At 36.8% G+C, this 21,343-nt stretch carries 17 protein-coding genes; 9 read left to right on the top strand and 8 right to left on the bottom strand.

Going from position 1 to position 21,343, the window contains the following annotated elements:
- The 4 genes from AC07N0_RS20385 (at position 1) to AC07N0_RS20370 (ending at position 4,754) form a co-directional block, all read left to right on the top strand.
- Positions 1-1,176 carry a glycosyltransferase family 2 protein gene (locus AC07N0_RS20385; protein WP_494590765.1) on the top strand — a complete coding sequence of 392 codons (1,176 nt, stop codon included), beginning with the start codon at positions 1-3 and terminating at the stop codon, positions 1,174-1,176.
- A 97-nt stretch (positions 1,177-1,273) separates the two neighbouring features.
- On the top strand, positions 1,274-2,479 hold the full coding sequence (locus AC07N0_RS20380) for a glycosyltransferase (protein ID WP_494590764.1): 1,206 nt from the start codon (positions 1,274-1,276) through the stop codon (positions 2,477-2,479).
- 80 nt (positions 2,480-2,559) lie between these two features.
- On the top strand, positions 2,560-3,921 hold the full coding sequence (locus AC07N0_RS20375) for an oligosaccharide flippase family protein (RefSeq protein WP_492804316.1): 1,362 nt from the start codon (positions 2,560-2,562) through the stop codon (positions 3,919-3,921).
- A complete protein-coding gene (locus AC07N0_RS20370; RefSeq protein WP_494590763.1) occupies positions 3,921-4,754 on the top strand; it encodes a beta-1,6-N-acetylglucosaminyltransferase in 834 nt (277 codons plus the stop codon). Before AC07N0_RS20375 ends, AC07N0_RS20370 begins: the two co-directional genes overlap by 1 nt.
- On the opposite strand, the gene AC07N0_RS20365 is transcribed toward AC07N0_RS20370, so the two are convergent.
- Positions 4,749-5,831 carry a Gfo/Idh/MocA family protein gene (locus AC07N0_RS20365; protein WP_494590762.1) on the bottom strand — a complete coding sequence of 361 codons (1,083 nt, stop codon included), beginning with the start codon at positions 5,829-5,831 and terminating at the stop codon, positions 4,749-4,751. The genes AC07N0_RS20370 and AC07N0_RS20365 overlap by 6 nt on opposite strands.
- A gap of 242 nt (positions 5,832-6,073) precedes the next feature.
- On the opposite strand from AC07N0_RS20365, the gene AC07N0_RS20360 reads away from it, so the two are divergent.
- From AC07N0_RS20360 to AC07N0_RS20340, 5 genes are all read left to right on the top strand, one after another.
- Positions 6,074-6,592 (top strand): gluconate 2-dehydrogenase subunit 3 family protein, encoded by a 519-nt coding sequence (locus tag AC07N0_RS20360; protein WP_494590761.1) that lies wholly within the window; start codon positions 6,074-6,076, stop codon positions 6,590-6,592.
- 94 nt (positions 6,593-6,686) lie between these two features.
- Complete coding sequence (locus AC07N0_RS20355; protein WP_494590760.1) at positions 6,687-8,405, top strand: GMC oxidoreductase; 1,719 nt, start codon at positions 6,687-6,689, stop codon at positions 8,403-8,405.
- 81 nt (positions 8,406-8,486) lie between these two features.
- Positions 8,487-9,104 carry a 3-keto-disaccharide hydrolase gene (locus tag AC07N0_RS20350; RefSeq protein WP_492804322.1) on the top strand — a complete coding sequence of 206 codons (618 nt, stop codon included), beginning with the start codon at positions 8,487-8,489 and terminating at the stop codon, positions 9,102-9,104.
- A gap of 183 nt (positions 9,105-9,287) precedes the next feature.
- Positions 9,288-10,172, top strand: a complete 885-nt coding sequence (locus tag AC07N0_RS20345) for an AraC family transcriptional regulator (RefSeq protein WP_492804323.1) — start codon at positions 9,288-9,290, stop codon at positions 10,170-10,172.
- A gap of 345 nt (positions 10,173-10,517) precedes the next feature.
- Positions 10,518-11,789 carry a T9SS type A sorting domain-containing protein gene (locus AC07N0_RS20340; RefSeq protein WP_494590759.1) on the top strand — a complete coding sequence of 424 codons (1,272 nt, stop codon included), beginning with the start codon at positions 10,518-10,520 and terminating at the stop codon, positions 11,787-11,789.
- A gap of 127 nt (positions 11,790-11,916) precedes the next feature.
- On the opposite strand, the gene AC07N0_RS20335 is transcribed toward AC07N0_RS20340, so the two are convergent.
- The 7 genes from AC07N0_RS20335 to AC07N0_RS20305 form a co-directional block, all read right to left on the bottom strand.
- A complete protein-coding gene (locus AC07N0_RS20335; protein ID WP_494590758.1) occupies positions 11,917-12,720 on the bottom strand; it encodes an alpha/beta fold hydrolase in 804 nt (267 codons plus the stop codon).
- An 86-nt stretch (positions 12,721-12,806) separates the two neighbouring features.
- Entirely contained in the window at positions 12,807-15,086 is a 2,280-nt protein-coding gene (locus AC07N0_RS20330; RefSeq protein WP_494590757.1) for a beta-N-acetylhexosaminidase, read from the bottom strand.
- Between the two features lie 101 nt (positions 15,087-15,187).
- Positions 15,188-16,261, bottom strand: a complete 1,074-nt coding sequence (locus tag AC07N0_RS20325) for a dipeptidase (RefSeq protein WP_494590756.1) — start codon at positions 16,259-16,261, stop codon at positions 15,188-15,190.
- 161 nt (positions 16,262-16,422) lie between these two features.
- On the bottom strand, positions 16,423-17,541 hold the full coding sequence (locus AC07N0_RS20320) for a D-TA family PLP-dependent enzyme (RefSeq protein ID WP_494590755.1): 1,119 nt from the start codon (positions 17,539-17,541) through the stop codon (positions 16,423-16,425).
- 3 nt (positions 17,542-17,544) lie between these two features.
- Positions 17,545-18,030, bottom strand: a complete 486-nt coding sequence (locus AC07N0_RS20315; RefSeq protein WP_309924478.1) for a RidA family protein — start codon at positions 18,028-18,030, stop codon at positions 17,545-17,547.
- 252 nt (positions 18,031-18,282) lie between these two features.
- Positions 18,283-19,596 (bottom strand): alpha-L-fucosidase, encoded by a 1,314-nt coding sequence (locus AC07N0_RS20310; RefSeq protein WP_494590754.1) that lies wholly within the window; start codon positions 19,594-19,596, stop codon positions 18,283-18,285.
- Between the two features lie 188 nt (positions 19,597-19,784).
- Positions 19,785-21,329 (bottom strand): SusD/RagB family nutrient-binding outer membrane lipoprotein, encoded by a 1,545-nt coding sequence (locus AC07N0_RS20305; protein ID WP_494590753.1) that lies wholly within the window; start codon positions 21,327-21,329, stop codon positions 19,785-19,787.
- Positions 21,330-21,343 lie beyond the last annotated feature (14 nt).

The following is a 21,343-nucleotide window of genomic DNA, read 5'->3' as shown; positions in this document are numbered from 1 at the left end:
ATGATACAGCAAATAGGTAACGCCATCCAATTAATCATCCTTGTTTACTTATCTATTCAGATATTTTACTTGCTCTTTTTTGCATTAGCAGGAACTTTCGCGAAGAAAACCCATTTTCCAAAGGCAAGTAAACTCAGAAAAATTCGCATTTTCATTCCCGGTTATAAAGAGGATGCTGTTATCATTGCTACAGCGCGTGAAGCCATTAAACAAGACTATCCAGCAGATTTATTTGAAGTCGTAATCATTGCAGACTCATTCAGTGAAAAGACCCTCAATACTCTTCGTTCTTTACCCATCAAAGTAATAGAAGTAAGCTTTGAGAAAAGCACCAAAGGAAAAGCCCTACAAAAAGCCATTGAAGCCACTATCCACGACCCAGTCGATATTTTATTAATCCTTGATGCGGATAACCACATGGCGCAAGGATTTTTGCATGCCGTAAACGACGCTTTTGAGCAAGGTTACGAAGTAGTACAGGGACATAGAACGGCTAAAAACCTTCAAACTCCTTTTGCCTTATTGGATGCTTGTACAGAAGAAATGAATAACAACTTTTTCCGTCGTGGTCATGTAGCAGTAGGCTTACCTTCCGCATTGATTGGTAGCGGCATGGCATTTGACTGGAAATTGTTTGTAGATTTTATACAAGATATTGGCGATACTTCGGGTGAAGACAAAGAATTAGAATTTAGAATTGCCAGACAAGGTAAGCAAATAGCTTTCTTGGACGGACAATATGTATATGATGAAAAAGTAGCTAAATCTGATGTATTCGTTCAACAACGCAGTAGATGGTTTGCCATGCAAATAGAAGTTTTAGAGAAGTATTTTGTAGAAGGTTGGGTACAGCTTTTTAAAGGAAATATAGCCTTCTTCAACAAGGCCTTTCAAACCTTGATATTCCCGAGGGTAATGCTTGTAGCAGTTATGTTACTTTGGTTGGCGGTTTCGTTTATTGTTTCCTCAAGATACCTGAATTATAGCATAGGCTTATTCATTCTCTTTGCTATTTCGCTATTATTAGGGATTCCTACGAGATGGTATAACAAACAACTTTTGATGGCATTTTTACAAATACCCGGAGCGATAATTTCTATGATGAAAGCCATGATGAAAATCGGTAAAGCACGCAAGCAATTTATCCATACGCCTCACGGAGATAGTGAGCATTAAACAGTTAAAGATATGCCTTGGGGAATCATTGCCATACCAGCCATTATTTGCCTCACATGGGGCTTTATACAAGGTTTAAAAACTAAAAACAGAAGAAATGTCAGAAAAAGTTGAAGCATATATCATCATTGCACAACAAGAATGGGCATTAGACTTGGGAAGTAATGCCAGAAATTTGGCGATGGAGTTTAGCAAGTCTAAGCCTGTGTTGTATGTCAATCCAGCAATGGGCATCAAGACGCTCCTGACTCAAACAAAAACTGCCCATGAAAAACAGCGATTAAAAATCTCACTGGGTTTTGGGGAAGATACAGTCAAAGTCGGCGAGAACTTATGGGTTCATACGCCTTCTACTGTTAGTTATTCTGTCAATAAGCTGAAAAATATAAGCCTTTATAATTTCTTAAATGAACGCAATGGCAAAGGCTTTTTTAAAAGCCTGAAAAGTGCCCTTAAAAAATTAGGATGGCATCATGACAAAGTTGTAGTACTGAATGATAGCCAAATATTTACTGGCCTTTTTACTAAAAAATATCTCCAACCATTATTGAGTTTTTACTATATCAGAGATAATTTGGTTGAACATCCCTATTTTAAATATCATGGCACTAGGCTTGAACCTGAAACAGTTGCATTAGCAGATGCTGTTTTTGCCAATTCAGCATACTTAGCAGACTATGCCAGAAAGCATAATCCGCTTAGTTTAGATATTGGTCAAGGATGTGAAACAGATATTTACCAAGCAGACTTTACTTATACCGAGCCTACGGATTTGGCCAATATTCCTCATCCTAGAATTGGCTATGTAGGTTTTCTAACTGGCGAAAGATTAGACATTAAATTGCTTGAAAACATAGCAGATGCCAACCCTACTTGGCAAATAGTATTAATCGGCCCAGAAGAAATTATGTTTCAACAAAGCCGCTTACACAAAATTAAGAATGTACATTTCTTAGGTTCCAAAGATTCAAGTCAGTTACCATCGTATATGCGGTACTTGGATGTGTGTATGAACCCTCAATTGGTAAATGCTTTGACGATTGGAAATTACCCAAGGAAAATAGATGAATACTTGGCTATGGGCAAACCAACCGTAGCAACAGAAACACCAGCGATGAAAATGTTTTTACCGCATGTAGAGCTGGCTTTGGGAGTAGAAGGTTATAATAAAGCCATTAGTAAAGCTTTATTGCCACAAAGCGAAGAAGCACGAAAAGCCGCCATTGTCTGTGCAAAAAGCCATACTTGGGAAGCTTGTGTAACACAGATTTATTCAGTAGAAGAACAATTGCTGAAGGATTAGATAAAAAATCAACATACATATTCCTGTTTTTATTCAAAAACAAACACCGACTTTTCAGCAAAACATATTTACTACCACATATGAACATTCAAAATATCATCTTAAAACTAAAAAACAAACATTTCTTGTCTCTTCTGGGCAATGGTTCAATGTCTGTTTTGGCAATGCTAACCGTTAGTATATTACTCCGTAATATGCTTCCTGGGGAAATTGGTTATTGGTTTTTCTTTCAGTCAGTATTTGTTTTACTGGATACTTTTAGGGTTGGTTTCTTACAGATTGCCATGATAAAGTTTTATACTGGTGCTGAAAAAAGCAGAGCTGATACTGTATTGGGGTCTGTTTGGTTTTTGAGTTTATTGATTACTGGAACGCTTGTAGGCGTAAATATTATAGCTGCATTATTTTTACCTCTTATTGATAGTAATAATATTGGCATTATTAGTATTATCAAATGGTTTGGTATTACGTTCTTATTTACTTTACCTTCTGCAATTGCCTCTTGGATTTCGCAGTCGGATGAACGCTTTGATAGGCTTTTATTATTGCGTTTTATCACGCAAGGAGCATTTATTATCATGGTTTTACTTGTTATCTTTTTTATGAAGCTAAGCCTTGATATGTTATTAATTATCAATGCATTGAGCTCTGGCATTGTAAGCTTATATTGTATTTTTAGAGGATGGACACGCCTTAGTACGTTAAGCAAAAGAACAAAAGAGAGTATTATGGAGTTATTCCATTTTGGTAAATACAGCGTAGGAACTACTATTAGCACAAACTTACTTAGAAGCTCGGATACTTTTATTATTATGTCGGTTTTAGGAGCAGCAGGACCAGCCGCTGTAACGATGTACACTGTTCCGATGCGTTTGATGGAAATCATAGAAATTCCTTTAAGAAGCTTTTTGTCAACAGCCATGCCATCTATGTCAGGGGCATTCAACAGAGGAAATAAAATAGAAGTGGTAGAAATCATGCAAAAGTATGCTGGAACGCTTACGTTGGCATTATTCCCTGTATCGGTCGTGGCAATTGTATTTGCCGATTTTGCGATTACGTTGTTAGGGGGTAAACAATATTCTGGTACAAATGCTGTCGTTGTTTATCGTATTTTAATGTCGTTTGCACTATTTTTCCCTATAGATAGGTTTTTGGGCATTACCTTGGATATTATCCATCAACCCAAGATTAACTTTTATAAAGTATTAGTAATGCTTGCAATAAATGTTTCTTTTGACTACATCGGTATTTATATTTTCGGAAATATCGTCGGGGTAGGTTTAGCCACTTTATTTACATTTTTGTCGGGTGTAGCATTTGGATATTATTGGTTAAGAAAATACCTAGATTTTACATTATTTGGCTTCTTTAAAACGGGATTCATCGAGATTAGAATGATATTGCAGGAGTACGTATTCAAAAACAAAACAGTTGGATAATGAAGATTGCCCATTTGATTTTAGCTCATGCAAATCCTTTGCAATTACAAAGATTAGTAAATCGTCTGGCTCATCCAGATGCAGATTTTTATATCCATATAGATTTTAAAACAGATATTACTCCATTTCTTGCTTTGGCTAATGACCATGTAACCCTTGTCAAAAAACGTGAAAGTGTTTATTGGGGCGCGTACAGTATCGTACAAGCAACGGTAAATAGTATGGAAGAAATATTGCAGTCTGGAAAACAATATGATTATATTAATTTGCTAAGTGGGCAAGACTATCCTTTGAAAGCCACGACTGAGATACACCAATACTTTGAGCAAAATCCGAGCAAGGCTTTTATGGAAACGCTAATCTTTGAAAAAGAATGGCACGAGGCAATACAAAGGGTAACAAGATATCATTTAACTAATTATAATTTTTGGCGAAAACATACCGTAGAAAAATACCTTAATATGGTTTTGCCTAAAAGAAAAATGCCCAACAATTTGATTCCTGTTGGGCGTTCTCAATGGTTTGCTATTACTCAAACACATGCTAAGTATATCGTAGATTATTTAGCACAAAACAAACATGTAAGACGATTCTTTGAACTTACATGGGGAAGCGACGAATTCGTATTTCAGACACTCCTTTATAATTCTATTTACCAAAAAGATATGGTAAATGATAATCTTCGCTATATAGACTGGTCAGAAGGGAAATCTAGTCCAAAAACATTTACTATCAACGACTTACCAACCCTTCTTAACTCAGGAAAACTCTTTGCGCGTAAATTTAATGAAGCATTAGATGCTACCATTTTGGATAAACTAGATTTACTATAACATCACAGGTAAGCCCGTTCTTACAGATTCGTCACAAGCAAAAGCAATGCGAAGACTGTTTACAGCGTCTTCCAGATGGTCTGTCAAATCCATATTTTCTTGAATAGCTTTTAAGAAAAATCGTTGTTCACGATTACACAATTCTTGATGGTCTGGTTCATCAGTAAGGTTAATCCATTCATCTGCTTTTACAAAAGCATTTTCGGAATTAATATCTGAATAATGGACTCTTAAAGATTCCGTTTTGGTATGTGAATCTACATTGTCTGACTTACCAGTTCCGCCAGCTTCTTTCGCTACAATAGATACACAACCTTTTGGGCCGATAACATCTTTGATAAAAAATGCTGTTTCGCTCATCATTGGTCCCCAGCCAGCCTCATACCAACCTACAGAACCATCTTCAAAACGAATTTGTAATTGTCCATAGTTATAATTTCCTTCAGGGATATCGTCTGTCAACCGTGCGCCAATCGCATTTACTTGTATTGGTTTCGAGCGTGTCATTTGACACATTACATCAATATAATGCACCCCACAGTCTACAATCGGGCTTAAGCTTTTCATCAGGTTACGGTGTACATTCCACATCACGCCATGACTTTGTTGATTCAAGTTCATACGCATCACCAAAGGTTTTCCCATTTCTTGAGCAATTTCTACAAATTTTTCCCAAGATGGATGATGTCTTAAGATATACCCTACTGCTACTTTCTTTCCTTTCTCAGCAGCAAAATCAGCTACTCTTTTTGCTCCTTCTACGGTATCCGCCAAAGGCTTTTCGATAAATACATGACAATCCGCTTCTAAAGCCATCATTGCAAATGCTTCGTGTGTATCTGGATAAGTAGAAATACAAACAGCATCAGGCTTTGTAGCGACTAGTGCTTCAGCGTAATCACTAAAAAGCGGATAGCCCCCACCCAAACGTTCGTTGAGTACCTCTTTACTTTTTCCAGTAGAAACGATTCCGCAAATTTCAAAGCCTTCTGTATGTTGATATGCAATAGCATGAGAAGCTCCCATATTACCACAACCCACTACGAGGACTTTGATAGATTGTTTTTGAAGTGTCATGAAGTTTAAATGTTAAAATTGAGATTACGATTATCAAAACTAATTACTTCAAAGATAATAATTATCCTGTTTTAGTCACAAATATGTTATTTGTATCCATTTTTCTATTTTTAATCGATAAAATGATTAATTTTAAATAAACAATCGGCAATATATTACAATACAGGTCAAAACACTGTAAGGTATACAGATTAAAAAATATAGATTTGTGTAGATTTAATATTAACAAACCTTTAAATGTAATGAAAAGACGCTCTGCAATTAAAAACTTATCGATGGCTATAGGTGGCTTGGTAAGTTTACCTACTTGGGCTTCGGGTTGGACGAGCCAAAGTATCGGACAATTTTCTACGTTAGCCATCAATGATGAAGCTCTTCTAGCTGAGATTGTAGAGACCATCATTCCAGAAACAAATACCCCCGGTGCAAAATCATTAAAAGTACATCAGTTTGCCATGCGGATGATTAATGATTGTTACGGCGAGGTCGCACAGAATACGCTTAAGCAAGGTCTTGTGCTAGTTAACGAGCTTTCTCAACAAATAAATAATAAGACTTTTCTGGAAAGCAACGTCAATCAACGTACCAATGTGTTGCTTAAAATGAATACAGATACAAATCCTATAGCAAAGCAATTTGCAGATATGATTAAACGATTGACCATTCAGGGCTACACCAATTCAGAATATTACATGGTAAATCAATTGAAATTTAACATGGCTCCTGGTTATTATCATGGCTGTGTACCGATTCCTAGATAGCTTTCAGTAATCAGTCATCAGCTTCGGCTTAGAATTTTAGGGTGATGTCAATGCACAACTCACTCATTCACTCAATTACTAAATGTATCATAAGATGTCATATTTAAATATTAACGCTATAAAAGACCGTACGTTTGATGCCATCGTGATTGGCTCGGGCATTAGTGGTGGTTGGGCGGCAAAAGAACTAACAGGCAAAGGATTAAAAACCTTAGTATTGGAACGTGGCCGTGACGTAAAGCACGTTACCGACTATCCTACCACGATGATGAACCCTTGGGAGTTTGAACACCTTGGGCAATTGCCAAAAGCCCTTAAAGATGCCAATCCTATTGTCAGTAGATGTTATGCTTTCAATGAAGACGCTGCCCATTTTTTCGTAAAAGATGCTGAACACCCATATGTACAAGAAAAGCCCTTCGATTGGATTAGAGGTTATCAAGTAGGTGGAAAATCTTTAATGTGGGCGAGAGGTACACAACGCTGGTCGGAACATGATTTTGATGGCCCCGCTCGCGATGGCTTTGCCGTAGATTGGCCCATTCGTTATGCAGATATTGCTCCTTGGTATAGTTATGTCGAAAAATTTGCAGGGATTTCAGGCAATAAAGATGGTTTAGCGAGTTTGCCAGATGGTGAGTTTTTACCCCCTCACGAGATGTCTTGCGTAGAAAAACACTTTAGCGAACAAACAGCCAAACATTATAATAATACTCGTCCTGTAATTATTGGGCGATGTGCGCACCTTACCAAACCAAAACCTATTCATTTACAGCAAGGTAGAGGTCAATGTCAAAACCGTTCCTTATGTCAACGTGGGTGTCCTTATGGCGGATATTTCAGTAGTAACTCTTCTACCCTACCTTGGGCGGCTCGTACTGGCAAAATGACGTTGAAGCCCGATTCAGTAGTACATTCAATCATTTTTGATGAAAAGAAAAACAAGGCTACAGGCGTGAGGGTAATTGATGCTCATACAAAGGAAATGACAGAGTATTATGCTAAAATCATCTTTGTGAATGCGGCTACGTTGAATTCTAATTTGATTTTGCTAAATTCTAAATCCAACCGCTTCCAGAATGGCTTAGGAAATGATAATGGTTTGTTGGGTAAATACATGGCTTTCCATAATTTCCGAACTACTATTACGGCTGAGTACGAAGGGTTTTTAAATACTACTACAGAAGGTATTCGCCCAAACAGTAGTTATATCCCTCGTTTTAGGAATGTTTTCAAGCAAGAAACAGATTTCTTAAGAGGCTACGCCGCAGGGTTTGGTTCAAGCAGAATTACCTCAAATGATACTTCGGGCATAGGCGAATCGTTAAAAGCAAGTTTAAACGAACAACAATACGGAAATTGGCGAGTGGGCTCACACATGATGGGCGAAACCATTCCTAAAGAAAGTAATTTTGTGGCTTTAGATAGCAATCTGGTAGACCCTTGGGGAATTCCTCAATTGAAAATTTCGGTGGCTTATGATGATAATGATGAAAAGATGATTGTAGATTTTCATAACGAGATGTCTGAGATGTTAACCAAAGCAGGTTTTATCAATATCCAAACTCATGATAAACCAAATAAAGCACCGGGACTAGATATTCATGAAATGGGCGGTGTACGCATGGGAAAAGACCCTAAAACATCTCTGCTGAATAAGTGGAATCAGTTACATACTTGTAAAAATGTATTCGTGACAGATGGCGCTTGTATGACCTCAACGTCAACCCAGAATCCATCATTAACTTTTATGGCCATTACTGCCCGTGCAGCAGATTATGCTGTAAAAGAATTGAGAAAAGGGAACTTGTAAAGTGAGGAGTTTTGAGTTTGGAATGCGAAGTGATAAATAAATCAATAAACGATGGCTTTAAGTCATTTTAACATAATAAACATGAAAAAAATCAATGCGTATTTAATAATTCTAAGCTTGTTAGTAGGCTTTATTACACAGGCTCAAACTCCTAAAAAAGGTAAGTGGGTTAACCTTTTCAATCAAAAAGATTTAAGTGGTTGGAAGATTTACGGTACCGAAAAATGGTATGTTGAAAAGGGTGAGTTAATTTGTGAAAGTGGACCAGACAAAGAATATGGGTATCTAGGCACAGAACAAAGCTTTCAAGACTTTGAATTAAGTCTTCAGTTTAAGCAAGAAGCAGACGGCAATAGTGGTGTCTTTTTTCACTCAAGCATTGAAGGTACAAAAATTACAGGTTGGCAAGCAGAAGTAGCTCCTCCAGGACGTTGGACTGGTGGGATTTATGAGTCTTATGGTAGAGGATGGCTGATTAAACCAACAGATGATAAAGACAAAGCCTTGAAAATGGGCGAATGGAATACCATGAAAATAAAAGTAGTGGGTAATCAAGTAACTACTTGGGTAAATGGACAAGAAATGATTACCTTGAATGATGATAAAATTGGAGGACGTGCAGGTATTATTGCCCTCCAAATCCATAGCGGTGGTGGCATAAAGGTAAAATGGCGTAATATAAAAGTGAAAAGTTTATAGTAAATCTGCTAATTATCAGGTAATGACTTGTTGCCTGATAATTAGCGTATCTTAGCAATGACTACTCGAATATTAACATCATTTTGAATAATTTCCGCTTGTGTTTGTTAAAATAAAGCCAATGTTTTATTTTTATGTAATTAGAACATTATGCCTTCTAATTCATTAACAAACACAATCCATATGAAAGTCCTGCCATTTACCATTCCAGTGCCTCATGATAAAACCATTATTGTTCAAAAGGACGTTCTCCCTCATTTTTATCCCCATTTACACAGGCATCAGGAAATTCAGATTATGTGGATACAGCAAGGAGAAGGCACATTGATTGCTGATAATAATATGCACCGATTTCGTTCCAATGAAATCTATTGGTTGGGCGCTAATCAACCTCATCTTTTCAAAAGTGAGGCATCGTATTTTCATCCAAAAAGTAAAAAGAAGGTAGTCGCTACTGCTATTTTCTTTAACCCAAGCGGACAATTAGCTTCATTTTTCGACTTACCAGAAATTAACCTGCTAAAACGTTTTCTACAGCAACATTCCAATGGTTTTAAAATTCCGCAAGAAAATGTAGTGGAAGTAATTAATAAAATACTACTGATTAAAAAAAGTACTGGGGTTAGCCAGATGCTATATTTTATTGATTTGCTTAAAAGTATCGCATTGATTCCTTCCCTTTTACCCCTTTCAATGAGTACTCAACCGCAGAACTATAGCGAAAATGAAGGTGTAAGAATCAGTAATATTTATAATTTTATCATGCAAGACTACGAAAAGCCTATCACGCTTGAAGATGCGGCGAACAAAGCCCACATGACGCCCCACGCCTTTTGTAGGTATTTCAAAAAACATACTCGCCATACTTTTTTATCGTTTCTTAACGAAGTAAGAATCAATGAAGCCTGTAAAAAATTAACCAACAGCAACAACGAAACCATTGCGAATGTGGCATATAGTTGTGGATTTAACAGTATCACGAATTTCAATAGAGTATTTAAGCGAATCACTACTCAGTCTCCAAGTGAATACATTGAACGTTATTTTAATAATAATGAGGGAAAATAATCTTGTATTCGTTTTTCAAAATAACTAATCTCCTCCCTCCTATTTTCTCCTAATTAATTGTCAAATAAAGCATTTATACTAGTATTTCTATAGCGAAACACATAGAGATGGTCGTGCTTTTCTGTCCAAACACGTCATTTATAAGCTAATACATTTTAACTAATGGTAAACCCCTGATTTTAAAATCAAGGGTTTACCATTAGCGATAAAGTTCTATTTAATATTAATATTGTCATGTAATTTTCGACATTCATCATTTATTTAATAAATAATATACTTATCAATCGCTGTTGAATCCCGAAAAATTACAGCTGTATAATACCAACATTCACTCTCAAATTAATTATGAAATCAATACTACTTACAATTCTTTTTGTAGGGCTGTCGCTTATTGCTGATGCCCAAATGAAATTAACAGGTCGTTTTTTATACACTCAGAATAATGAGAAGGTAATTCCACGAGGCGTTAATGAAATGTTTATTTATGCCGCTGATAAATCAGGCTGGAACACCTATCCTGAAATCAAAAAATCAGGTGCAAACATGATACGCATTACATGGAATACGACAGGCTCTGTATCAGATCTCAAGAACTCTATTTATAACTGTGTTACCAGAGGTACTGCTATTCCTGTGGTTACCGTTAATGATGCTACTTGTGATTTTAGCAAGCTACAAACTTGTGTAAATTTTTGGCTCAAAGCTGATGTCAAAGCTGCCATGATGGATTTCAAGAAGTGGACTATCTTGAACATCGCTAATGAAGCAGGAGATGGCAATGTGACAAAAGCCACGTATTTAAGTTCTTATAAAAGTGCTATTACACAATTACGCAATGCGGGGTATACGATTCCGATTATGATTGATGCAAGTGGTTGTGGTCAAAATATCCAAATGTTAAAAGATACTTGGAGTGAATTATTGAACTATGACCCTTTGAAGAAAATCATTTTCTCAGCCCATACCTATTGGACAGACGGTGGAAATTCTAAGTTTTTGGATATGGTCAATTATGCTAAAAACAATAATATGCCATTTATTTTTGGCGAAGGACCACAGCAAAAAGCATGGGATTGTAATACTAACATTGATTATAAATATGTCATGCAGATTTGCCAAACAAATGAAATCGGCTGGCTGGCTTGGTCATGGGGAGTTGTTAAAAATGGCGATTGCCAAGCGGCTCGTTCACATGATATTACGACAAATGGCGTATATGGAAGTTGGGTGAGTCAATGGTCACAAGATATTGTTTTCTATAATGCTTATAGTATTCAAAAGACTTCTGTTCGCCCTGCTTCTCTGACGGCGAGTAATCCATTTGCTAGGGTTGCGGCAACTGATTATGAGTCAGTTGATACACAAGATGAAGCATATTTTTATCCAAATCCTGCAAAAAGTAAAGCTACTATTTCACTCCCTAATGATGATAATGCACAAGTGCAAATTGAGGTAGTTTCGATGTTAGGAACTGTCGTCAGTCAAAAATCATATACTGTTCAGTCATGTGATAGAACTTTAGAAATAGATTTAGAAAATATAAAAGGCGGGAACTACATCATTAAATCAACTCGTGGGAATAGGGTTGCTTCCACAAAAGTAGTTATTGAACAGTAGTTGACAAAAGCATTAAATTCATCTATCCGATAAACTAACAAAAGACATCTTCCTTAGTAATTTGAAGATGTCTTTTATTAGTTTATCACTTCGTTTGATAACGATACTTTTAAGATTGAAAATGTCTTTATTCTGCTAAAAAGCTCATAATTTCATCCGAAAAAGGCTGTGTTCTGTAAGTTCCATTATGATTACCTTTAACTAATTTTAAGGTAGCATTTTTGAAATATGTTTGTAGTATTTTAGGGTCTCCATTATCTAAATCCTCATCTCCACAAATAATTAGTACTGGTTTTTTATACTTCATTAATTCGGAAGGCAAGGTAACAGGCTGATATTTTTGAAGAAAACCTAAGGCTATCGTATCCACTCCAATTGATTTAGCATAAGCAACAGCCCCTTGGGTTTCAGGATGCAAATGTGCTTTCCCACTAAAGGCATCAGCAAACATCTTTCTCCTGTCCCACTCAGGATTCGTAAAGTACTGACCTACGCCCCCCAAAACAGATTTGCTTACTCTTTTATCTTTCGTTAATAATTTAGCTGCTACAATAGCTCCTCTTGAATATCCTACTAAGATGTAGTCTTTAATTTTCAAGTCAGAAATAATACTCATTACATCTTTTATTTCAGCATCATTTTGATAATACTTATCCTCATGAGGCTTGTCGGAAGCACCATTTCCACGAAGGTCAGGGACAATAACACGGAAGCCTTTTGTTATCAAATCTTTATATAACAATGTTTTTCGCCAGTTTGCACCCGTATTGATAAAACCATGTAGCAATACGACAGGCTTTCCTTTTCCAGTATCTTCATAAGCAATGCGTTGTCCGTCAGAAGCTTTTAAATACTTGAAATGCTGGGCTTTAGTAGTCAACGATATAAAAATCAATACACAAAAAAGAAATAGTTTTTGGATGCTTTTCATTAAATTAGTGTTTAGTTATTTCTAAGTTGGACTTATTATACAATCATTACTAGATCGGTTCGACCCCGGCTCTGGGTACTTCAATATTACTCCACAAAAATCTCATCAACCAACAACCAAGCTTTACCACCAGCCCCATATTCTCCTGTTGGAATAATACCTTTATTTTCTGCCTGCACTTTTATAAAACGAGCTTTCTTTGCGGCGATTTTAGCTCGAATTTGGTTAATTCCATTAGCAGGAAAATCAGAGGTGCTGTATACTTCTTGATAATGAATGCCATCTTCCGACAATGAAAAAACCAACTTATTCGGCTCCCACATTCTTTGCCAATGATATTTCAAAATATTAATTCCTATCAGACTAATTGACTGAACACTTTCTAAATCAACAATTGCTTCTAAATTTTCTCCACTAAAGCCCACCCATTGTGTATTATTATACCTACTATTTCCAGTTAGTCCATTTACTAATACAAAAGGTATTGCAGGATTATAACCAGCTTTAGGTTGATTGCCTAATGTTACCTTTTTAGCAATGGCTTTATGATAGCTAAATACCTGTTCAAATGCTTGTCCATAAGGTTTATTCCCCACAAATATTTGGGCTTTCAAATGTGCACTTTTATTAATAACTATTTGCTTACTATACACCTTATCATTTATCGTTGGTATTTTACCATCTAACGTATAGTGAATAGTAGTATTAGGTAAAGTAGTAGCTAAATGCACAGTAGTATTGCCTGAATTATCCATCAAGAAATCATACGTAATTTCCTCAAAGCGGTCGAAGAAGTTTACATTTTTATGATGAAGGATAGCACGATGCTGACGAAGTCGAAGCAAAAAATTATCATAATTACGAAGTTCTTTTTGCGACCAAGCAATTTCTGATAAAGCCAACGCTCTTGGAAAAGCCATGTACTCTACCTGTTTGGTTGTCGGCATATATTCCGACCAAACATTTGCTTGTACCCCTTTGATATATTGCTCGTCTTCGGGTTTCAATTCAGCCGAAATTGGTTCATAACTATATACTTTTGAAAGTGGTGTAAAGCCCGCTGCTGCCGTAGGCTCATTTGCTTGTAGTGACTGATAATAATCTAAATACAAGTGACTCTCAGGCGTCATAATCACATCATGCTTTTGCTTTGCCGCTGCAATGCCCCCTGCTTCACCTCTCCAACTCATTACCGTAGCTTTGGGACTTAAGCCTCCTTCTAAGATTTCATCCCAACCGATTATTTCACGCCCTTTGCTATTGACATATTTTTCTATTTTTCTGATAAAATAGCTTTGCAATTCATGCTCATCAGCTAGATGCTCTTCTATCATACGTCTCTGGCATTTTGGACAAACTTTCCAGCGTGTTTTAGGGCATTCGTCTCCACCAATATGAATGTATTTTGAAGGGAAAAGAGGAATTATTTCATCTAATACATTTTTCAGAAAAATAAATGTGCTATCATTTCCAGCACAATAAACATCATCAAAAACACCCCAAAAAGTAGCTGTTTTATAAGGGCCTGTTGTACAACCTAAGTTTGGATAAGCGGCTAACGCTGCTACTGCATGGCCAGGCATTTCTATTTCAGGAATGATGGTAACGTACTTCTCTGAAGCATATTTTACCAATGCTTTCACTTCTTCCTGTGTATAAAAACCACCATATTTTTTGCCGTCAAAACGATGTGGAGAGTCTTTTTTATGCCCAATAATGGTTTCGTCTCTATACGCTGAAACACTTTGTAAGCGTGGGTATTTTTTAATTTCAATTCGCCAACCTTGGTCTTCTGTAAGGTGCCAATGAAAGGTATTGATTTTATAAAAGGCGAGCAAATCAATGTATTTTTTCAGAAAAGAGAACGGGAATAAATTCCTACCGACATCTAAATGCAAACCACGATAAGCGAATCTTGGATAATCATTAATATGACAGCCTGCTAATTTAAAACCGTTTGATTGAGCTTGATAAACGATTTGAATTAAACTTTGAATCCCATAAAAAACACCTGCTTCGTCATGCCCAATTAGCTCAATACCCTGCTTAGTAATATTCAGTTGATAACCCTCCTGTTTCAAAACCTTGCTAGCATCAATACTAAGGCTAATATAATTTCCTTTTGCTTGATTTGAAAGTGGGAATTGATAACGTGTTAATGAAGAAAGTGCTTCGCGGAGTAAATCACTGTTTTTTGCAAGCGAAGACGATGGTTTGACAATGGTAGTATTCCTATTTAACTGAAATATTTCTTTATTAAGAACAACAGAAACGGGCTTGGGAATAATAGCGATGCTTTGTGCAAAAGAGGCATTTGATGCCAAAAGCAACACTAAAGACAAGATGACACTAAAAAAATTATTCATTTTTGACATGAGAAGAGATGGATTGAAAACGAAAAATGTTTTTGAGGTATTTAAAATTCCTAATACCTCAAAAACATAAAATCAACGCTTATTGCTGAAAGCTATTTACTCCAGTTCTTTCTTAAAAACCTCAACCAGTTACCATGCATGATGTTTTCTATATCCGTTTGAGTATAACCTCTTTTCTCTAAAATAGCTGGTATCGTCTGTAAATCCGCAATAGTATCTAAGTCATAAGGACTTTGTTCTCGTCCAAAAGCTCCATCTAAATCTGAACCAATGCCCACATGAAGTGCATTGCCCGCCAGTTGACAAATATGGTCGAGGTGGTCTACCATGACAGCCAAATTACAGTTCATCCCTTCAGGTGTTGATTTGCCTCTAACCCAATTAGGAACCATCATCCAAGCATCTAACGCTCCGCCAATTACGGCATCTCTACTGATTAATTCCTTTATTTGTTCGTCGCTAAACTGTCTATTATGGTTCACTAAGCTTCTACATAAATTATGACTCGCCCAAACAGCCCCATTGAAATGATCCATGGCTTCCCAAAAACTATCATCACATAAATGCGTAGCATCCAGAATGATGTTCAGTCTTTCCATTTCTTTCAATAAATCCTGTCCTGCTTTTCCCATAAAACCAGTAGCATCTGTTCCCTGAGCATAACGCCCTGGGCCATAGTGTGCAGGACCAATAGCACGCAAACCATATTGATAGGCTCTCTCTACATGATTGATAGTCACGAGCGAATCTGCTCCCTCTAAGCTTAAAATATAACCAATAGGCTTACTTTCGTTGGGTGTGCCATCATTCCATAATGCAAGGTGTTTTTCTAATGTTTCGAGGTTATTGATTTGAACCATCTCGCCACATTCCTCCATGCTTTTATACCATGCTACTTGTCCTTGGCTTTGTGCCCACGCTTGTTCTGGCGATGCCCAGCCTGGTAAGGTACTATCTGGTTTTACAAAACGTGCTATTTGCGTAGCAACTACCAAGCCTATATTCCCTTTTCTTAATTCAGGAAAAGTAACCGTTCCTTTGGCACGATCTGGCTTATCAGTCATACCTTTTTCTCTCTCACGAATTTCAGAGACTGATAATCTTAAATCACGATTCCATTCCATCGCATTCATGCTAAGGTCAAGATGTGCGTCTATTGTAAACATATGCTATTTCGTATAAGACAAGTTTTGAACTTGTCAGATTTTTCAATGAATTTAGATATAATGTGCAAAAAGACTTTCCAGCACTAAAAAGTTTCTGGAAAGTCTATATAATAATTGTCAAGCATTATTTAATGATATAAAACAACATTCACTAATCGCCCTCAATAATTGATTTGTCTGTCTCTGGCAACAATTTTCCATTTTTCACCTGTCAATACCTCATGCGCTACAATATTTGCTTTTTCGTACAAAGCACATGTTGGGCAGATATGAATGGGTAACCCATAAAAAACATCTCCAATTTGATAAGTATGGTTTTCGGGAACACCCAAGACTAAGTGTTCTTCACTTTGTCCGATAAAAGTTACGTCAGGAGCATTCAAGAAAAATACTCTTCTATCCAAAGGGTTCTCTGCTGCTACAGACTTGTGTCCTAAATCCAAGCAAATTTTATCTTTATCAGGCAAAGAAATTACCCGACTTATCACTAAAGCTGCTGGTTCAAAATCTTGCTCAGGGAAAGAATCTAAATAACCCTTATCCCAATACACAAAAGTACCGGGGCTACATTCTACCTTATCCCTTTTCGCATGAATCGGAAACGTTGGTGTTCCTCCCGCTACAATAGTAAGGTTTTGAATGCCTTTTTCAGTTAGTTTTTCTACTAAATCATTTACAGCTTGAAAAGCCGTATTACATTGTTGAGTACGAACTTGAAGGTCAACATCTTTGATGTTACCATCATAAATATGAAAGCCTTTAACTGATAAGGCCTCCATATCTTGTAAAGAAAGGATTAATTCAAGCGCATTTTCTGGTAAAATCCCTGTGCGATTCATACCAACATTCAAATCAATATAAAGCGATAAAGTAAGGTTGTTTTCTTGAGCGACTTTCGCCATCTCTTTTGCTACCGCCAGAGAATCAACTAAACACGAAAATTTCGTTTCAGGAAAGTGTTTGATGATTTCAATCAAACGTAACAATTTAGCCCCTACTGGCTGATATGCCAAGAGTACATCCTTGGCTTTAGCAATTGCCAAGAGTTCTGTTTCTGCAATGGTAGCACATTTAAATTTCTGGATACCAGCTTCTTGCAATAACTTTATCACTTCTAAGGTTTTATGTGTTTTGATGTGTGGCCTCAAACGACTGACATCATCAATAGAAGCAACAAGCTTTTGGATATTACGCTGTACGATGTCTGGGAAAACTACCAATGCAGGCGTATCAAGCGTATGAATATTTTCAATGTTGTACCCAGTAGTGTTATTACTCATGGCCTAGTCTTCATGAAGTTCAAACATCGCCTCAATTTCTACAGGAATATTATCTGGAAGTGTTCCCATCCCTACTGCACTTCTTACACCAATGCCATTTTCGGTTCCCCATACTTTGGCAAAAAGCTCACTACATCCATTGATAACATAAGGATGGCGTTCAAATTCTGACACGCAATTCACCATGCCTAAAATTTTGATGACACGCTTTACTCTATCTAAACTACCAAGATGTGTTTTGATGGTTGAAAGCATGGTTAAGCCTACTTGACAAGCCGCTAATTTTCCTTCTTCTATATCTAAGTCTTTACCAATTCTGCCAATAATCAAGCTTTTATCGTCTCTTACAGGGCCATGTCCAGATAGGTACAGGTATTTGCCATCTATTAAATAAGGTTTATAAACACCCAAAGGAAGCGGTGCTGGAGGTAGGGATAATCCGAGAGTTTCAAAAGACTGTTCTGGACTAAGTAATTCAATAACGTTCATAATAGTAATTGTTTTTGTTTCAAATTTGTGTTGATGAAGCTTTTCATAAAACCTTCATCATGCATTTTGCAAGGTTTAAAAAAGTAATATAAGTGTTGCCCTTATCAATCCTGACGTTTTCTATGAAGCAAATCCGTGAATTATTTTATTAATTTACTATAAATGAACATCTTACAGGATTAATTAAGAAAATTATTTTCACAAATTTTTATCCTGTCAATAACGGATTGAAAGTAATAATATGCTGACGTCCTACTTCGCACCGTCTATCGAACTTTGGGTTGCTTTGGGGGTATTGATTTTTCTGAATTTTGCATTTTCAATTTTCAGTACTACCGCATTTTTCCATTGATTATTAGTGTAAAAGCGTTGACCATTGACGGCACTTACAACTAACCCAATGGTGGTAGGAGCATTGTAGATTTTAGCATCAAAATCTTTTTTGTATTCTACCAATTCGCTTTTATAGCCTAGAATACTCACTTTGGTATTGGCATTCCCTTCTATGTGTGTCAGCACAAAGTTTTTGCGTGTTCCATATCTCCAGTCTTCAAATCCACTTCTTTGCACAATCGCATAAATGTAATTTTCATCGTTCGACTGCGTGTACCAAATATTATCTTCACGCACGACAGAAAGTGGTTTTACGGCATGAATTGCTTCGGCATTAGCAAAATTCCAAAGGGCTATTTCTTGTAAAAGTGCTTGTTGTTCTATTTGCAACTCACCATCTTGCTTAGGGCCAACATTCAACAAAAAGTTGCCCCCTTTTGCCCTAATTTCAACGAGCATATTGATGATTTCTGTCCCAGATTTATGAGGGTCATTCGTTGGTTTGTACTGCCAATCTGTGCCCATGGTATAACAAGCCTCCCAAGGACGCGCCATCGGTTCGTCGGGTGTGTTTTGCTCAGGCGTTGTCATGATATCACGCGTAATCACCAATTCAGGGTTCAAACTCCAAGCATATTCACGCAATCCATCACCTGGGCCATCAATAAAAAGAATGTCTACCTTTCCGTAATTAGTCAATAATTCCTTCAATTGCTTTTTATCATAATCCATCAACCCTTTATTATTAGCAGGAAAATGTTCTGGCAATTGTAAACGACCTATCTGAATATTGTTTTTATGAAAATAGTTAAAGTCTTCTGGCGAGAAATAAATTCCAATGGCAATTCCTTCTTTTCTGAAAGCATCAATAATTTCTTTGGTAAGGTCTTTTCCATAAGGAGTATTCATCACATTGAAGGGTGTAGTTTGGGTATTAAACATACAAAAACCAGAATGATGTTTCGCCGTAAAAACTACATACTTCATGCCTGCTAATTTGGCACTCTTTGCCCAATCAGTAGGGTTAAATTTGTTAGGATTAAAGTATTTAGGTAATTCGTTGATGTATTTTTCAACATATTCGTTTGAAGCTCCTGCCAAGGAATGACTGATAACTGCTCCTAAAGAGACATCTACATTCCAATGAATAAACATCCCAAAAGCTAAATCTTGAAACCAATTTATGCGTTCTGGCTTATTATTTACTTGTACTTTTTGTGCCTGAATTTGCATCGTAAAACAAATGCAAATCAAGAATATTACTATCTTTTTTAAAAACATAATCTTATTATAAACGATTGTGATTGAGCAATTTATGAAATTACAAAAGTTTATTGATTTTAAGTACTTCACCCCGTATTGACGAACATCGAGGCGTTCGTCAATACGGATGAAGTGTTTATATAAAATTGGATAATAGTCTATTGTTTATCCCACCAAACTCGGGTTAATAAATCGTCAACACCTTGTCTTTGTACAGCATCATTATATGAAGCTCTGTTAAGCGTCTGTTCTAACACAGGATATAAGAATCGACGGAATATTTTACCACCTGTTGCATTACCAGGATATACGTTTGGCGTCAAAGCTGGATAACCCGTACGACGGTAGTTGTTATATACTTCCTGAGCATCTGGGAAAAGACCAACCCAAACCTCATTGTAAATCTGTTCCGTCTGAGTAGCTACTGAACCAGTAGTCTTTAAAGCATGAGCCGCCACATAACTATCGATACGAGTTTTGTCAATCACGTTGGTAGTCCCACTAATCAAATCCCACTGTCTCATCGATGCACGAATACCAGCTTCGTATAAACTAGTAGCCGTTTCGGCACTATACCAACCTCTTAAAGCAGCTTCTGCCAATAAGAAATTAGATTCTGCTGCTGTAAATAATAATAAAGGGGCATCTACTTTTAATACTGTTGTTTGCTTTGGCTCTGAATAAGTAACAAAGTCAGAAGGCTTGGTTCCATTAATCGTAGCAGGCATCCCTTTCTGAATACTTTCATCTGAACTAGCAGCTCCATTTACATATATCACAGAAAGCACACCTAAGCGAGGGTCATTATTAGCTTTTAATGAATTGATAAATACTTGCTGATATTTACCTCCTTCAGTATTGTTCACGCCGTCTGCACGTAAATAATTATCATTCAGTAACTGCCATGCTACTGGATTTTTATTAATATTCTGTCCCCCAGAGGTATAGCTCATTTTGGCAATGTCTGCATACTCTCTGATTATTCCACCAGCAACGGCTTTAGTCACCCAGCTTTGTGCACCTGCTGCATCTACTTTTGTCAAACGCATACCTAAACGCAACATCAATGAATAGGCAAACTTTTTCCATTGAGTAACATTTCCTTGGTAAATCAAATCAGAATTACCGAAAGTAGTAGTATTAGAAGTTGTCAAGGCCGTAGCTGCCGCCTCTAATTCTTTCAACATATCTGCATAAATCGTACTCTGAGCATCATATTTAGGCTGAAATACAGAAAGATTATAGCCTTGTCCTGCCTGTGAGTAAGGAATATCGCCATATAAATCGGTAAGGCGACTGAAGCAATATACTCGCCAAATACGTGCTGTTGCATACAAGTTTACCTTTGTAGGGTCATCTTTTACAGCTTTAATTACCTCACCAATTTCATTAATCTGGTTTGGATAAGAATTCGTAAATACACCACCTGTAGCATTCACTTGTGAGGCTGTATATTTAGAACCAAAACCTTCTACGTCATTATAGCTGGTAGTATATTGCATCAACCCAAACAAAAGGCTCCCCTTGTTTCCACTATTCGCTGCACCATCGTATAGGGCTTTGCTAAATATATAGGGAGTAGTAGGGACAGATACCGCATTGGGATTGGTGTTGATTTCAGCGAAATCTCCATCGCAGGATGTAAGAAATATGCTACATGCTGCGAGTAAAGGGAATGTATATCTTGAAAATAACTGTTTCATTGTCTTGCTTTTTG

This window comes from Arcicella sp. GW821-FHT09D11, from assembly GCF_059416265.1.
Note: the sequence above shows the minus strand (reverse complement) of the source record. Positions and strands in the feature narration are given on the sequence as shown.

Bases quoted from the DNA above. Each gene is read 5' to 3' on its own strand.
- AC07N0_RS20330 (WP_494590757.1), bottom strand. From the start codon at position 15,086: ATGAATAATTTTTTTAGTGTCATCTTGTCTTTAGTGTTGCTTTTGGCA.
- AC07N0_RS20305 (WP_494590753.1), bottom strand. From the start codon at position 21,329: ATGAAACAGTTATTTTCAAGATATACATTCCCTTTACTCGCAGCATGT.
- AC07N0_RS20375 (WP_492804316.1), top strand. From the start codon at position 2,560: ATGAACATTCAAAATATCATCTTAAAACTAAAAAACAAACATTTCTTG.
- AC07N0_RS20355 (WP_494590760.1), top strand. From the start codon at position 6,687: ATGTCATATTTAAATATTAACGCTATAAAAGACCGTACGTTTGATGCC.
- AC07N0_RS20310 (WP_494590754.1), bottom strand. From the start codon at position 19,596: ATGCAAATTCAGGCACAAAAAGTACAAGTAAATAATAAGCCAGAACGC.
- AC07N0_RS20365 (WP_494590762.1), bottom strand. From the start codon at position 5,831: ATGACACTTCAAAAACAATCTATCAAAGTCCTCGTAGTGGGTTGTGGT.
- AC07N0_RS20350 (WP_492804322.1), top strand. From the start codon at position 8,487: ATGAAAAAAATCAATGCGTATTTAATAATTCTAAGCTTGTTAGTAGGC.
- AC07N0_RS20360 (WP_494590761.1), top strand. From the start codon at position 6,074: ATGAAAAGACGCTCTGCAATTAAAAACTTATCGATGGCTATAGGTGGC.
- AC07N0_RS20315 (WP_309924478.1), bottom strand. From the start codon at position 18,030: ATGAACGTTATTGAATTACTTAGTCCAGAACAGTCTTTTGAAACTCTC.
- AC07N0_RS20345 (WP_492804323.1), top strand. From the start codon at position 9,288: ATGAAAGTCCTGCCATTTACCATTCCAGTGCCTCATGATAAAACCATT.
- AC07N0_RS20320 (WP_494590755.1), bottom strand. From the start codon at position 17,541: ATGAGTAATAACACTACTGGGTACAACATTGAAAATATTCATACGCTT.
- AC07N0_RS20380 (WP_494590764.1), top strand. From the start codon at position 1,274: ATGTCAGAAAAAGTTGAAGCATATATCATCATTGCACAACAAGAATGG.
- AC07N0_RS20335 (WP_494590758.1), bottom strand. From the start codon at position 12,720: ATGAAAAGCATCCAAAAACTATTTCTTTTTTGTGTATTGATTTTTATA.
- AC07N0_RS20325 (WP_494590756.1), bottom strand. From the start codon at position 16,261: ATGTTTACAATAGACGCACATCTTGACCTTAGCATGAATGCGATGGAA.
- AC07N0_RS20340 (WP_494590759.1), top strand. From the start codon at position 10,518: ATGAAATCAATACTACTTACAATTCTTTTTGTAGGGCTGTCGCTTATT.
- AC07N0_RS20385 (WP_494590765.1), top strand. From the start codon at position 1: ATGATACAGCAAATAGGTAACGCCATCCAATTAATCATCCTTGTTTAC.
- AC07N0_RS20370 (WP_494590763.1), top strand. From the start codon at position 3,921: ATGAAGATTGCCCATTTGATTTTAGCTCATGCAAATCCTTTGCAATTA.